General features: G+C 64.5%; 5 protein-coding genes. 3 read left to right on the top strand and 2 right to left on the bottom strand.

The window, feature by feature from the left end; genetic code table 11:
- Positions 1–22: 22 nt before the first annotated feature.
- The 3 genes from AC5QPF_RS18060 to AC5QPF_RS18050 all read left to right on the top strand — a co-directional run bounded on the left by AC5QPF_RS18060 (position 23) and on the right by AC5QPF_RS18050 (position 12,525).
- Entirely contained in the window at positions 23–9,142 is a 9,120-nt protein-coding gene (locus AC5QPF_RS18060) for a DUF4347 domain-containing protein (RefSeq protein ID WP_494959197.1), read from the top strand.
- A 50-nt stretch (positions 9,143–9,192) separates the two neighbouring features.
- Positions 9,193–10,668 (top strand): TolC family protein, encoded by a 1,476-nt coding sequence (locus tag AC5QPF_RS18055; RefSeq protein ID WP_494959196.1) that lies wholly within the window; start codon positions 9,193–9,195, stop codon positions 10,666–10,668.
- A gap of 285 nt (positions 10,669–10,953) precedes the next feature.
- Positions 10,954–12,525: a TerC family protein gene (locus AC5QPF_RS18050; protein ID WP_494959195.1), complete on the top strand. Its 1,572-nt coding sequence runs from the start codon at positions 10,954–10,956 to the stop codon at positions 12,523–12,525.
- Here AC5QPF_RS18050 and rarD read toward each other — a convergent pair.
- The gene (gene rarD, locus AC5QPF_RS18045; RefSeq protein WP_494959194.1) at positions 12,488–13,375 is read right to left on the bottom strand and encodes an EamA family transporter RarD; all 888 of its coding nucleotides are present in this window, start codon (positions 13,373–13,375) and stop codon (positions 12,488–12,490) included. The two genes, AC5QPF_RS18050 and rarD, sit on opposite strands and share 38 nt — an antisense overlap.
- 42 nt (positions 13,376–13,417) lie before the next feature.
- Positions 13,418–14,998, bottom strand: a complete 1,581-nt coding sequence (locus AC5QPF_RS18040; RefSeq protein WP_494959193.1) for an EAL domain-containing protein — start codon at positions 14,996–14,998, stop codon at positions 13,418–13,420.
- Positions 14,999–15,185: the final 187 nt, after the last annotated feature.

Here is a 15,185-nt window from a genome sequence, read left to right as displayed (position 1 = left end):
CGGTGCCACCAGGAGGTGCAGCATGAAATTCATCGAACGATTCTCGCGTAAACCGGCTCCGCAAACGGCCCCCGCCGATCCCGGCGCCGCGCCGATGCTGATGGCACTCGAGCCACGAATCATGTTCGATGCGTCCGTGGGCGTGGTCGCCCAGGAAGCCGCTCAGGCCACTGCCGAGCCGGCCAAGGACAGCACCTCCACCCAGGACCAGGCCAGCCAGGCGCCAGCCACGGCCGACACGTCCCAGGCTACGACCCAGCAACGCCATGAAGTGGTGTTCGTCGATGGTCAGTTGAACAATGTCCAGGACCTGCTTTCCGGGCTCTCGGCCAATGCCGAAGTCGTGGTGCTGGACCCGTCCAAGGACGGCTTGCAGCAGATGGCTGACTACCTGAAGGGCCGCGAAGGCCTGGACGCCATTCAACTGCTGTCCCACGGTGCCGACGGTACCGTGCAGGCCGGTACCGTCTGGCTGAGCGAGGCCAATCTTGCCGAGCACCGCGCCGCCCTGGAAAGCATCGGCGCTGCACTCAAGGCCGACGGCGACCTGATGCTTTACGGTTGCCGCGTAGGCGAGGGCGACAAGGGCCAGTCTTTCATCGATGAACTGGCCAGCATCACCGGCGCCGACGTGGCTGCGTCCAGCGACGACACCGGCGGCACTGCCCAGGGCGGCAACTGGGTCCTGGAACGCACCAGCGGCAGTATCGAGACCGCATCCCTCGGGGCGCAACTGAGCGGCTACCAGGGCCTGATGGTCGCGGCCTTCACCGGCGGCACCGATGCGAGCTCGCCGTCGCCGGGATCGCTGACCTATATCAACCGCCTGGTGGTCGGCGATTTCAACAATGACGGTCGCGACGACATCCTGTACCAGTCCAGCGACAATCTTTGGCGCTTCGCCGCTGGCAACGTCAACGGCACTTTCACTATCTATGCCCAGGGCTCATCGCCTTTCGCCGGCTTGACGTTGGCCGACAATGCCACCTCCGGCAACCTGTATTACGTTGGCGACTTCGATGGCGATGGCGACGACGACGTGCTCTACGCTGCGCCGTCCAGCGCTACCCACACCTTTTACCGCAACAACAACGACGGCACGTTCACGGCCTTGTCCCAGGGACTGACCGGATTTACCGGTAGCACCAACGGCCAGCGACTGATCGTGGGTGACTTCAACGGCGATGGCGCCACCGACATCCTGTTCCAGGTCGGCAGCACCGGCTCGGCCTGGAAGTACGCGCTGAACAATGGCAGCGGCAGTTTCACCGAGATGGACCAGAGCGCGTCGCCGTTCGCCGGCCTCTCCCTCCTCGAGAACAACGTGTTCGGCTACCGGGTGGTGGACTTCGACGGTGACGGCGACCTCGACATCTACGCAGGCCTGAACGCCTCCACCGGCAAGTTCTACCGTAACGATGGCGGGACCTTCAGCGACCAGACCGCCTCGTTGACCAACCTGCCGGCGCTGCCCAACTCGCAGAAGCTGCTGCTGGGCGATTTCGATGGCGATGGCGATGCCGACATGTTCTTCCAGAACGGCGCCGATGGCACGGCATGGCGGTATTTCCGCAACGACAACGGCACTTTCGTCGAGCTGGCCCAGAGCGATTCGCCGTTCGCCGGCCTGACCATGCTCAACTATTCCCGGCAGAACTATCGCCTTGGCGACTTCGATGGCGACGGCGACTACGACGTGTTCGGTGCGGTGGCCACTGGCGTGGGCAGTACCTACCTGATGAGCGGCGCGCCACCCAAGCTGGTCAGCGCCACGCCTGCCGACAACAGCAACAACGTTTCGCCCACGGCCAACATCGTGCTGACCTTCAGCGAAAGCGTGAGCAAGGGCGCCGGCAACATTTACATCGTGCGCACCTCGGATAACCAGGTCGTTCAGACCATCAGTGTCAACAGCAGCGCCGTGACCGGCTCTGGCACCACCTGGACCATCGACCCGCCCGCCGACCTGGCCCAGGGCGTGGCCTACGCCATTCGCATCGACACCAAGACCTTCGTCGACGCCGACGGCGTGATCTACCGTGGTATCCAGAACAACACCACGCTGAACTTCGTCACCTCCACCATCGCCTCGCCGGTGATCGGCAACCTCAATGGAGACGCCGTCACCTACGTCGAAGACGCCACCTATGTGCTGCTCGATAACGGCAGCAACGCCACCGTTACCGATGCCGACTCGGCCAACTTCAGCGGCGGCAAGATGACCGTGCAGATCACCACGGGCCTGGCCAGCGGTGAAGACGTGTTGTTCATCCGCGACCAGGGGGCCGGGGCCAACCTGATTACCGTGTCCGGCGCCTCGATCATGTTCAACAGCCTGGAGATCGGCACTTTCACCGGCGGCAGCAACGGCAACCCCTTGGTGATCACTTTCAACGGCAATGCCAACCCGACCACCGTCTCGGCCCTGGTACAGAACCTGGCCTACCGCAACTCCAACTCCACCGAACCTTCGGCCACGCCGCGGACCGTGTCGGTGAGCATGGATGATGGTACCGGCGGTACCAGCAGCGTTTCCACGATCGGCATCGAGATCCGTCCGGTCAACGATGCGCCGGTGGTCAACATCACCGCGACCAACCCGACCTACACCGAGAACACCTCGGCGGTGCAGTTGTTCAGCGGCGCGACCATCAATACCGTCGAGGCCGGGCAGTTGGTGAAGCAGATGATCTTCACTGTCAGTGGCATCGCCAACGGCGCGGCGGAGAAGCTGGTCATCGACGGCACCGACGTGACCCTTGTCCAGGGCACTTCGGTGACGACCTCGAACAATGGCATCAGCGTCAGTGTGTCGGTGGTCGCCGGCACGGCCACCGTTACCCTGGACAAAGCTGCTGGCCTGTCCACGGCGACGGCGCAGACCGTGCTCAACAGCATGTCCTACCGCAACGACAGCGAGAGCCCGACCACGGTCAACCGGGTCGTGACCCTGAGCACGGTGAGCGACAATGGCGGGACCACCGATGGTGGCCAGCCTACCGCCGCCGTGGGTATTTTCAGCACCGTGACCGTGGTCGGCATCAACGATGCGCCGGTCCTCGCCGGCGGGCCCTACAACTTCGCGACCATCAACGAAGACACCACGGCCACTGGCGTACGGATCTCGACCGTACTGGCCAACCACACCATGATCGACCCCGATGTCGGCGCCCTGCGCGGTGTCGCGATCATCGCCAAGACCGGCAGCGGCACCTGGCAGTACTCCACCGACAACAGCAACTGGACCGACTTCGGTGCCGTTTCCAGTACCAGCTCGCTGTTGCTCGCCTCGACCACCTATATCCGCTACGTCCCGGATGGTGCTAACGGCGAGACCGCCACCCTGAGCTTCCGTGGCTGGGACCAGACCACCGGCACCGCCTCCTTCAACGGCATCCGCGGCCTGGCCGACACCACCAGCAACGGCGGCACCACCGCGTTCTCCATTGGCACCGGCACCGTCAACCAGGTGGTCACTTCGGTGAACGATGCGCCGGTGATGACCGGCGTGGCTCCGACCCTGCCCGGACTCACCGACACCTCCACCACTAGCGCCGGCACCCTGGTCAGTGACCTGCTGGGCGGCGCGACCGACGTTGACACCGGCGCACTGAAGGGCATGGCGATCACCGGCCTGACTTCGACCTACGGCAAATGGCAGTACAGCACCAACGCCGGCAGCACCTGGAGCGACATCGGTAGCGTTTCCGTCACGACCGCGCTGATCCTCACCGCGCAGAACATGGTGCGTTTCGTGCCGGACGGCATCCACGGTGAAACCGCGACCATCACCTACAAGGCCTGGGACCAGACCAACGCCACCTTCGGCTTGCAGGGCACCAAGACCGATACCACCACCTCCGGTGGTTCCTCGGCCTATTCCACCCAGACCGACACGGCCACCGTGGTAGTCACTGCAGTCAACGATCGTCCGGTAGTGACGCTGACCGGCACTGCGGCTGTCTGGACCGAAGCCAACAACGCCCCGTCCGACCGCATCGTGGTGGATTCCGGGGTGACCGTGTCCGACCCGGACGGCCCGAACCCGCTCAGCGCCACCGTGCGCCTGCTGACCTACTACAGCTCCCAGGACAGCCTGGCCTTCGTCAACGACGGCCTGAGCATGGGCAATATCGTCGGCACCTGGAGTGCCGGCACCGGCATCCTGACCTTGACGTCTGCCGGCAATCTGGCGACCGCCGCGGAGTTCCAGGCCGCAATGCGCGCCGTGACCTACGGCAACTCCTCGGACACCCCGAACACCACGAGCCGTACCATACAGTTCCAGGTCACCGATGGTGGCGGCCTGGCCTCCATCGCGGTCACTCGCGACGTCACCATCGTCGCGGTCAACGATTCGCCGACCATCAGCGCTCCGGTCTCGCAGTCGATCGACGAGGACGTCCCGACGGCGCTCGGTTCGATCAGCTTCAGCGACGTCGACTCGACCCTGGGCATCGTGACCTTCTCGGTCGGCACTGGCACCCTTAGCGCCACGGGTGCCGGCGGCGTGACCGTGGGCGGCACCGCGACGGCGCTGACCCTGAGCGGCACCCTGGCCAACATCAACCAGTTCATCGCCAACAACCGTCTGGTCTACACCTCGGCGGCCAACGCAAGCGGTGATGTGACCCTGACCATCAACGTCAACACCACCAGCGTGTCCGATGCCACCACTACCATGACCCTGCAGGTCCAGGCGGTGAACGATGCGCCGGTGGCCACCGTGCCGCCGTCCATCACCGTGACCGAAGACGTGTCCAGCGTGATCACCGGTATCAGCTTCACCGACGTCGATGCTGGCATCAACAGTGTGACCGCGACCTTCTCGGTGCCAAGCGGCACCCTGAGCGCGACTACTGGCATGGGCGTTACCGTCGGCGGCTCCGGTACCGGCCTGTTGACCCTGACCGGCAGCATGGCTGATATCAACTTCTTCATCGCCGCCAACGGCCTGACCTTCAAGACCGCCCAGGACGCCACCGCCAGCGTGACCCTGACGGTGAGCATCAGCGACGGCGGATTCAGCGGCAGCGGTGGCGAGCAGACCGACACCAAGACCGTGACCCTCAACGTAACGGCGGTTAACGATGCACCGGTCAACAACGTGCCGGGTTCGCAGACGGCGTCGCAGAACATCCCGCTGGCGTTCAACACCGGCAACGGCAACGCCATCTCGATCAGCGACGTGGACGCTGGCAACGGCCTGATTACCGTGACTCTGACTGCCGTCAACGGCACGCTCACCCTGGGCAACCTCAGCGGCATCAATATGGTCAGCGGCACCGGCCTGAACAATATCGTCATGATCTTCGAGGGCAACCGCACCAATCTCAACGCGGCGTTGCAGAGCCTGACCTTCAGGCCGACGACCAACTACCTCGGCGCGGCCAGCATCACCATCGAGACCAACGACAACGGCAACTCCGGTACCGGTGGTGCCAAATCCGACGTCGACACCATCTCGATCAACGTCATTCCGGTGAACCCGAAGGTCACCAACGTCTCGGCCCAAGGCCTGGACCGCACCGTGAAGATCGGCGACGAAGTGCTGATCAGCATGACCTGGGACCAGGTGGTCAACGTCGACCTGAGCAGTGGCAGCCCGACCTTGCTGCTGGAAACCGGCCTGGTGGACCGCAACGCGGTGTATGTCAGCGGCACCGGTACCAACACCCTGGTGTTCAAGTACACCGTGCAGGCCGGCGATATCAGCGCCGACCTGGACTTCCAGAGCACGGCGGCGCTGCAGTTGAACGGCGCGGTGATCAGCAACAACACCAGCGACCTGGCGGTCCTGACCCTGCCGACCGTGGGCGGTTCCGACTCGCTCGGCGGGCGCAGCAATATCGTGGTCGACGGCGTAGTGCCGGTGGTGGGCAGTGTCTCCGCTCCGGTCGATGGCACCTACATCACCGGCCAGGGCCTGGACTTCACCGTCAACTTCAGCGAAGCGATGACGGTCGACACCACCACCGGCGTGCCACGCATCGCCGTGACCCTGGACACCGGCGGCACCGTGTATGCCGAGTACGTTTCCGGCAGCGGCAGTAGCGCCCTGGTGTTCCGCATGGTGGTCGCCAGTGGCCAGCTGGACAGCAACGGCATCACCCTGGGCAGCAGCATCGATACCAACGGCGGGGCGATCACCGACCTGGCCGGCAACGCTACCGTGACCACCCTGAACAGCGTGGCCAGCACGACGGGCGTCAATGTCGACGGCATCGCGCCAAGCGTGGTCAGCGTGACTCCACCGGTTGACGGCAGCTACAAGGCCGGCGACGTGCTGACCTTCACCGTCAATGCCAGCGAGGCCGTGCAGATCGGCAGCCTGGCGCCGCGCCTGGCGCTGGATGTCGGTGGCGTCACTCGCTACGCCACCTACCTGTCCGGCAGTGGCAGCGACACCCTGGTGTTCCAGTACGTGGTACAGGCCGGCGACAACGATGCCAACGGCATTGCCGTCAGCAGCCTGGACCTGCGTGGCGAACAGCTGACCGACCTGGCCGGCAACGATATCGATCCGACCCTGGGCAACGGCAACCTGCCGGGTGTGCTGGTCGACACCAGTGCCCCGACCGCGAGCAATATCGTGCGTGTCGGCGCCAGCCCGACCAACAGCAGCTCGGCCAGCTTCACCGTGACCTTCAGCGAGGACGTGAGCGGGGTCGACGTCAATGACTTCGCCCTGGCCCTCGGCGGCTCGGCCGGTGGCAGCATTGCCAGCGTCACCCGCGTCGATGGCCGCACCTACACCGTGCTGGTCAACAACCTGACTGGCGTCGGCACCGTGCAGCTCAACCTCAATGCCAGCGGCACCGGCATTGCCGATGCCGCCGGCAACGCCCTGAGCGGCGGCCTGACCGGTTCGAGCTACAACATCGACCGCGTCGCGCCGAGCGTGACCGGTGTCGATGTGCCGAACAACGGCACCTATGTGGCCGGGCAGAACCTCGACTTCACCGTGCATCTCGACGAATCGGTGCAACTGGATACCAGTGCTGGTTCGCCGCGCCTCGAAGTGACCCTGGCCAATGGCGAGAAGGCCTACGCCACTTACCTGTCCGGCGCTGGTGGCAACGCCCTGGTGTTCCGCCTGACCGTGGTCACCGGGCAACTGGATAGCGACGGTATTCAGCTGGGCAGCGCCATCCAGCTCAACGGCGCGACCCTGCGCGATGCGATCGGCAACGATGCCAACCTGGCCCTGAACAACGTCGGCGATACCTCGGGTATCAATGTCGACGCCGTGGCTCCGGTGGTTTCCCAGCTCACCCTGCCGGCAAACGGTGCCTATAACGCGGGCGACGTGCTGACCTTCACGGTCAATGCCAGCGAGGTGGTCAACGTCAACGGTACGCCGCGCCTGGCCCTGAACATCGGTGGCCTGACCCGCTACGCCACCTACGTCTCGGGCAGCGGCACTTCGGCGCTGGTGTTCCAGTACACCATCGAGGCCGGCAACAACGCCGCCGGGATCGGCCTGCCGGGCAGCATCGACCTGAACGGTGCGACCGTGCGCGACGCCGCCGGCAACAACATGAACCTGCAGCTCAACGCCCCGGGCACTGCCAGCGGCGTGGTGGTGGACACCGCGGCGCCGCAGATCCGCGATATCGTCCGTGTCGACGTCACCCCGACCAACGCCACCAGCCTGCGCTACACCGTGACCTTCGATGAGTCGGTGACCGGCGTGGACAGCGCCGACTTCGTCCTGGCCTTCACCGGTAGCGCCAGTGGTCGCATCGCCTCGGTGACCCGTATCGACGGACGCACCTACCAGGTGCTGGTGGACAACCTGTCCGGCGCCGGTAACGTGCGCCTGGACCTGAACGCCAGCAACACGGGTATCGCCGATGCGGCGGGCAACCCGATCACCGGCGGCCTGGAAGGCGACGCCTACACCATCGACCGCATCGCGCCGACGGTGACCAGCGTGACCGTGCCGGCCAGCGGCACCTATACCGCCGGCAGCACCCTGGACTTCACCGTCAACACCGACGAAGCGGTGCTGGTGGATAGCGGCAACGGTAACCCGCGCCTGGCCATCACCCTGGACAACGGTCGTGTGTTCTATGCCGACTACCTGTCCAGCAACACGGCCGGTACCGCGCTGACCTTCCGTCTCAATGTCGTCAGCGGCATGTCCGGTAACACCACCTTCAGCGTCGGCTCGACCATCGACCTCAATGGCGGTTCGATCCGTGATGCCAATGGCAACGATGCGCAGACCAGCCTGAACAACGTCGGCGGCACCAATGGCATCCTCGTCGATGCCCGCGCACCGCAGCCAAGCAGCATCGTGGTGGACGGCCCGGTCCTGCCGACCGACCGCAGCCTGAGTTTCACCCTGACCTTCGACGAAGCGGTCAGTGGTGTCGATGCCACTGACTTCAGCGTGTTGGGCACTTCCAGCGCCAGCGGCGTGGTGCAGTCGGTGCAGCGTATCGATGCGCAGACCTACCGCATCGTGGTCGGCGACCTGCGCGGGCAGGGCACCTTGTCCCTGAGACTCAACGCGCTGGGCAGCGGCATCCGGGATGGCGCCGGCAACCTGATGGTGCAGTCCCTGGCCAGTGTTGCCCAGACCCAGCGAACCCAGGACGTCGGCGATCTGGAATACCGCATCAACCCACCGGATACCTCGAATGCTCCGCAATCTTCGGTGATCCAGCCGCAGGTGCCGGGGCCCGTCATTAACCAAAGCATCTCGCCGCTGGCCCCGGGCTCGCTGTTCGAAGTGCGTACCGTGGGCGGCGACCTGAAGCCGCTGGGTACCATCTTCCTCGGCCAGGCCGGCAGTGCGCCGAGCTTCATCGCCCAGGTCTTCGGCAGCAGCGACACCGGCCTGGGTGGCGGTGACGGCCAGGGCTTCCTCGGCTTCGGCGGCGGCAACGGTGGGATCTTCGGCGGCAGCACCTTCGCCACCATCTTTGGTCGCGAGGTACCGGGCGTCACCGAGATGAACGTGTTCAGTGGCAGCCAGTGGAAACAGAGCGACCTCAACCAGGGGCTGCGTGGGGTGTTCGGTGTACCGACCTTTGGCCAGCAACTCCAACAAATCAACGAAGCCGACCAGCGCCATGTGCGCGAGTTGGCCAAGGCCCTGGCAAAACCGGCAGAGATCGGACAACGGGCATGAAAAACAGCACAACTTTCGAGAATCGAGCCGTACCAGGGGGCGGCCCAAGGATGAATAAAAAACACAAACTGTTTGCCGCCAGTCTGTTGGCATTGGCCATCGGCGGCTGTGCCGTCAAGACCGACCCGATCGAGCGCAGTGCCAGCGAGGAGCGTGCCCGTGCCGACATGGCGCAGATCTACAAGGACCAGGAACCTCTCACCGGGCCCCTGACCTTGCACCAGGCCATGGCTCGCGCGGTCAAATATAACCTCGAAGCCCGCCTGAAGGTGATGGAAGAGGCCTTGGGCCAGCGCCAGCTGGACCTGGCCCAGTTCGACATGCTGCCGCGCATGGCGCTTTCCGCAGGCTATGCCGGTCGCAATAACGTCAGCGCCTCCAGCAGCCAAAGCATCCGTACCGGTACCCAGTCCCTCGAACCTTCGACCTCCCAGGACCGTGATCGCGAAGTGGCCGACCTGACCATGGTCTGGAACGTGCTGGACTTCGGTGTCAGCTACCTGGGCGCCAAGCAGCAGTCCGACCAGCGCTACATCCTCCAGGAGCGCAAGCGCAAGGTCATCCACACCATCACCCAGGACGTGCGTTCGGCCTACTGGCGTGCGGTGGCGGCGGAGCGTCTGCTGAGCCAGATCGACACCCTGATGGGGCGCATCAACCAGGCCCGCATCAACAGCCAGCTCATGAGCGCCCAGCGCATCGGCAACCCGGTCCAGGCCCTTAGCTACCAGCGCGCCCTGATCGAAGCCACCCGCCAGTTGGAAGAACAGCGCCGTGCGCTGACCCTGGCCAAGACCGAACTGGCCGCGCTGATCAACCAGCCGATGGACAAGCCGTATACCCTGGCGCTGGACAACAACTACGCGGTGCCGGAGTTGCACGTCGACTTCGCCAAGCTGGAGCAGCAGGCCCTGGCCAGCCGCCCGGAACTGCGCGAGCAGGACTACCAGTCGCGCATCAGCGCTACCGAAACCCGCAAGGCCATGCTGCGCATGCTCCCGGGCCTGGAGTTCTCCGCCGGCGGTCACTACGACAGCAACTCCTTCCTGACCAACCAGAGCTGGGCTGACTACGGCCTGAAGGTCACCTGGAACCTGTTCAACGTGATCTCCGCGCCGACCGCGATCAAGGTCGCCAAGGCCGGAGAAAGCGTTGCCGATGCACGTCGCCAGGCGATGTCCGTGGCGGTCATGGCCCAGCTGTACGTGGCCCGGGCCAACTTCGAGGAAGCCAGCCGCCAGTTCAAGACCAGCGAAGAAATGGCCAGCCTCGACGGCCAGATCGCCGATCAGCTGCGCAATCGCTTCAAGACCAACAACATCGGTGAGCTGGAGCTGATCCAGGGCGAGCTGAACAACCTGCAAACCCAGCTCAAGCGCGACCTGTCCTACGCCGAAATGCGCAATGCCTACTCCCAGGTGTTCGTCAGCACCGGTGCCGATCCGCTGCCGCAACAACTGGCGGACGACAAGGTGCAGACCATTGCCAATGCCTTGCAGGCCAGCGAGGACAACTGGAATCGTTGATTCTGCTTCGTAGCTGATGGCCTCATCGCTGGCAAGCCAGCTCCCACAACCCTGTGGGAGCTGGCTTGCCAGCGATGAGGCCATCACTGATCATGAAGAAGCGTGGTCTTACACATTGAAATACTTTCCCTGTGTAGTAAAACGTCGCTACAACTGTAGGATCAACGTCCCTTTTTGATCTCAGGTTGATATGACTTCCTTCTCCTCGGAGCCCCCCAGTACCAGGCCTTCATGGCCTGTCTTCCTTTCCCGTCCCCGTGACGTTTCCTGCATGAGTGCCCATCCATGGAATGGCTAGCCGATCCCACCGCGTGGCTGGGACTGGCCACGCTGATTGTCCTGGAACTGGTCCTGGGCATCGACAACCTCGTCTTCATCGCCATCCTTGCCGACAAGCTGCCGCCCCACCAGCGTGACCGCGCGCGGGTGATCGGCCTGTCGCTGGCGTTGATCATGCGCCTGGGCCTGCTGGCCTCGATCTCGTGGATGGTGACCCTCACCGCGCCGCTGTTCGAGGTGTTCGGCAAGTCGTTCTCGGGACGCGACCTGATCATGCTGTTCGGTGGTGTGTTCCTGCTGTTCAAGGCCACCATGGAACTGCACGAGCGCCTCGAAGGCCATGCGGTGCAGGCCGGAGGCCCGGTGCGCCATTCGGCGTTCTGGCCCATCGTCATGCAGATCGTCGTGCTCGACGCGGTGTTCTCCCTCGACGCGGTAATCACCGCCGTGGGCATGGTGGAAGAGTTGTCGATCATGATGATCGCGGTGATCTTCTCCATCGGCATCATGATCGTCGCCAGCAAGCCGCTGACCCGCTTCGTCAACGCCCACCCGACGGTGATCATGCTGTGCCTGGGCTTCCTGATGATGATCGGATTCAGCCTCACCGCCGAGGGCCTGGGCTTCCATATTCCGAAGGGCTACCTGTACGCGGCGATCGGTTTCTCGCTGCTGATCGAGGTCTTCAACCAACTGGCCCGCCACCGCCGCAAGCGCAGCCTGCAGCAACACCGGCCGCTGCGCGAGCGCACCGCCCACGCCGTGCTGCGCCTGTTGGGCGGGCGCCGGGTGGAAGCCGACGAGGTGGGCGAGGAAATCGCCGATCTGGTGGGCGAGGGCAGCGAGCAAGTGCTGTTCGACCGCCGCGAGCGGGTGATGATCAGCGGTGTGCTGAACCTGGCCGAACGGCCGATCAGGACGGTGATGACGGTGCGTGCCGAAATCGATGCCATCGACCTGGCGCAGTCACCGGAGGCGATCCGCGAGGCGCTGGTCAACTCCTCGTATTCACGCCTGCCGCTGATCCGCGATGGCCGTATCGAGGAACCGCTGGGCTATGTGCACAAGAAGGAATTGCTCAAGGAGCTGCTGGCCGGCGCCGAACCGGACCTGGAGCAACTGATGCGGGCGCCGTTGAACCTGCTGGAGAGCTTCAGCATTCTCAACGCCCTGGAGCAGATGCGTGCCGAGTCGACGCACATTGCCTTCGTGGTCAACGAGTTCGGTGACTTCACCGGTGTGCTGACCATGACCGACATCCTCGAATCGATCGCCGGCGAGCTGCCTGACGCCAGCGAAGTGGAAGGCCCTGGTATCGTCGTCGAGCAGGATGGCTACCTGGTCAGCGGTGCCCTGAACCTGCGCCAGATCCAGGCGCAGACGGGCTTTGCCGCCAAGCCTACCGACGATTACCAGACCCTCGCCGGGCTGGTGATGAGCTTGCTGGACCGCCTGCCGATGGTCGGCGACCAGCTCAGTTGGGAAGGCTGGTCGATGACCGTGGTCGCGGTTGAGGAGCGCCGCGTGCGGCAAGTCCGGCTCAGACAGCCGGTCGACGCTGACGCAGCAAGTGCGTGATGCCTTCGATGACCAGTACCAGGACCGCCAGCCAGATCGGCAGGTAGGTCAGCCACTGGTCCCGGGCGATGCTTTCGCCCAGGACCAGTGCCACCATCACCAGCAGTACCGGCTCCACATAACTGAGCAGCCCGAACAAGCTGAACGCCAGTAGCCGGCTCGCCAGCAGGTAACTGATCAACGCCAATGCACTGATCGCCCCCAGCAGCGGAATCAGCCCGTAGAGCTGTGGATGGGTGGCCAGGTCATTGGCGTTGAGCGGTCCGCTGACCACGAAATACAGGGCTGCCGGTGACATCAGCAGCATGTCGGTCCACAGGCCGCCCAGGTGGTCGGTGCGCAGGCGTTTGCGCAAGACGAAATACACCGGATAGCCACCCGCTACCACCAGCACCTCCCAGGCGAAGCTGCCGTGCTGGTACAACTCGTGGCCGACACCGGTGGCAGCCAGGGCAACCGCGACCTTCTGCAGGCGTGACAGGCGTTCGCCGTAGACCAGACGACCGGTCAGGACCATGGTCAGCGGGAGCAGGAAATAGCCCAGCGACACTTCCAGGCTGCGTCCTTGCAGCGGTGCCCAGAGAAACAGCCACAACTGCACGCCCACCAAGGCAGATGTCGCGCACAGGCCGAGGAACAGCGCAGGCGTTTGCCGCACCCGCTGCAGCAGGCCGGTCACCAGGGACCAGTCTCGGGTGACGATCATGAACAGCGTGGCGCACGGCAAGGTCAGGAGCATGCGCCAGCCGAAGATTTCCTCGCCATTGAGTGGGGCGAGGAGGGAGGTGTAGTAGTACATCACGGCGAAAAGGCAGGATGCCATCACCGATAAAGCAATGCCTCTGGACAAGGGGGCCTCGAACAACAGTAAAGCGGGGGAAGGTTTGCCCGCTCATGATCTCAGGGGCACCGTCGGTTGGGCAACCTCGACGGCCCTCGGTTGTTCGGCCAGGGCCTTGACGAAGTCGCTCAGGGGCATGGGACGGCCGAACAGGTAGCCTTGCTGGTAGTCGACACCGAAGCGGGCCAGGTAGTCGCGTTGCTCCTCGGTCTCCACCCCTTCCGCGACCATGCCCAGGCCGAGCTTGGCCGACAGTTCGATAATGCTGTCGAGGATGTGCAGCGACAGGGCATCGACGCCGATCATGGCGACGAAGCTCTGGTCGATCTTCAGGTAGTCCACCTTGAACTGGCGCAGGTAGCTCAGACTCGACTGGCCGGTGCCAAAATCGTCGATGGCCAGCAGCACGCCCATCCCGTGCAGGCGTTCGAACAGGGTGTCGGTAGTGGCGCTGGGGACGATCGGGGTGCGCTCGGTGAGTTCCAGGGTCAGCTTGAGGCGTCCCGGCGGGAAGGCGGCGAGCAGGGCCTGGCAGTCGTCGCACAGGCTCAGGTCCTGGCAGTGTGCGGCGGTGATGTTGACGCCCAGGTGGAAGCCATCCTCGAACATCTCGGCGTAGGGGGCCAGGTCGCTCGCCAGCTTTTCCATCAGGCGCCGGGTCATCGGCACGATCTGCCCGCTGTGCTCGGCGAACGGAATGAACAGGTCGGGGCGCACCAGGCCTTCCCGGGGATGATGCCAACGCATCAGCACCTCGGCCCCGGACCAGCGGTAGTCGCCATGGCGCACCACCGGCTGGAAATAGGGCACGAACTCGTCAGCGTCCAGTGCCCGCTGTAGCTCGGTGCGTGGCGACGAGGCGCGGCGCAGTTGCCAGTAGCAGGCGGCGCCGGCGGCGGCACCGAGGAACAGCAGGAGGCCGAAAAATGCCGGATATTCGCCGCGCATCAGACGCCAGACCTGGCCGGCGGCGAAGCCGGCGTGCACGGAGAAGGCGTAGTGGCTCGACGGCAGTACCTGATTGGCGACGGCATAGCCGGGCACCGGCGCATCGTTGACCTTGCCTTGCGGGTCGAGCCAATGCGGTCCGACTTGCAGGCGCAGGTCGATGTCCGGGGCGATCAGGCGCAGGGCACTGACCAGGTGGGTGCCGTCGACGGTGGCGATGGCACCCTTGTCGCCGTCGCTGGCACGGTAGACCAGCAGCGGATGGCCGGGGGTGACCGAGTTGCCGTCCATCAGCCACAGGCTGCCGTCGGTGTAATCGGCGGGATCGACCGCTTCGCTGAAATCGCCGAACAACGAACTACAGTACAGGTGGTTGCCGTGGGTCAGGTTGGTGGAGCGCACGAAGGGACGGCGGGTCACCTGCTCGCGCAGGGCCAGGGTGACCTCGGCGCAGGGTTTGTCGGCCAGGGGGAGGAGGGCCTTGGCGGCGCCGGCGATATTGTCCAGCACCTGATCGAGGTGCGCGACGGTCTGTCGGGCGCTGTTGAGGGCGCGGGCATCGAGTTCGCGCTGGGCCTGCCAGTGCATGATCGCCAGGCCGCCCAGAACCGGCAGGGCACCCACCAGCCAGGGCAGCAGGCGACGCAGGGCGCGGCGGCGGTTTCGGGTTTTGTGCAGGGGCATGGCGGGTCCGTCCGGAAGCGTTTCCGCACAGCATAGCGGCTGGGCGTCCGGCAATGCAGGACAATCACACTCCTACAAATTGATGTGACAGGCGACAAATCGATTTACGCTCTGTAGAATCGCGTTACGCATACAACAATAAGGTTTCCCAACCCGTGGGGAATCAAGCCCGCCAGAAATGGGTCCT

The sequence above is a fragment of the Pseudomonas sp. Con_6 genome (assembly GCF_059379395.1).
This window is presented reverse-complemented; position numbering and strand designations above follow the sequence as displayed.

Bases quoted from the DNA above. Each gene is read 5' to 3' on its own strand.
- AC5QPF_RS18055 (WP_494959196.1), top strand. From the start codon at position 9,193: ATGAATAAAAAACACAAACTGTTTGCCGCCAGTCTGTTGGCATTGGCC.
- AC5QPF_RS18050 (WP_494959195.1), top strand. From the start codon at position 10,954: ATGGAATGGCTAGCCGATCCCACCGCGTGGCTGGGACTGGCCACGCTG.
- AC5QPF_RS18040 (WP_494959193.1), bottom strand. From the start codon at position 14,998: ATGCCCCTGCACAAAACCCGAAACCGCCGCCGCGCCCTGCGTCGCCTG.
- AC5QPF_RS18060 (WP_494959197.1), top strand. From the start codon at position 23: ATGAAATTCATCGAACGATTCTCGCGTAAACCGGCTCCGCAAACGGCC.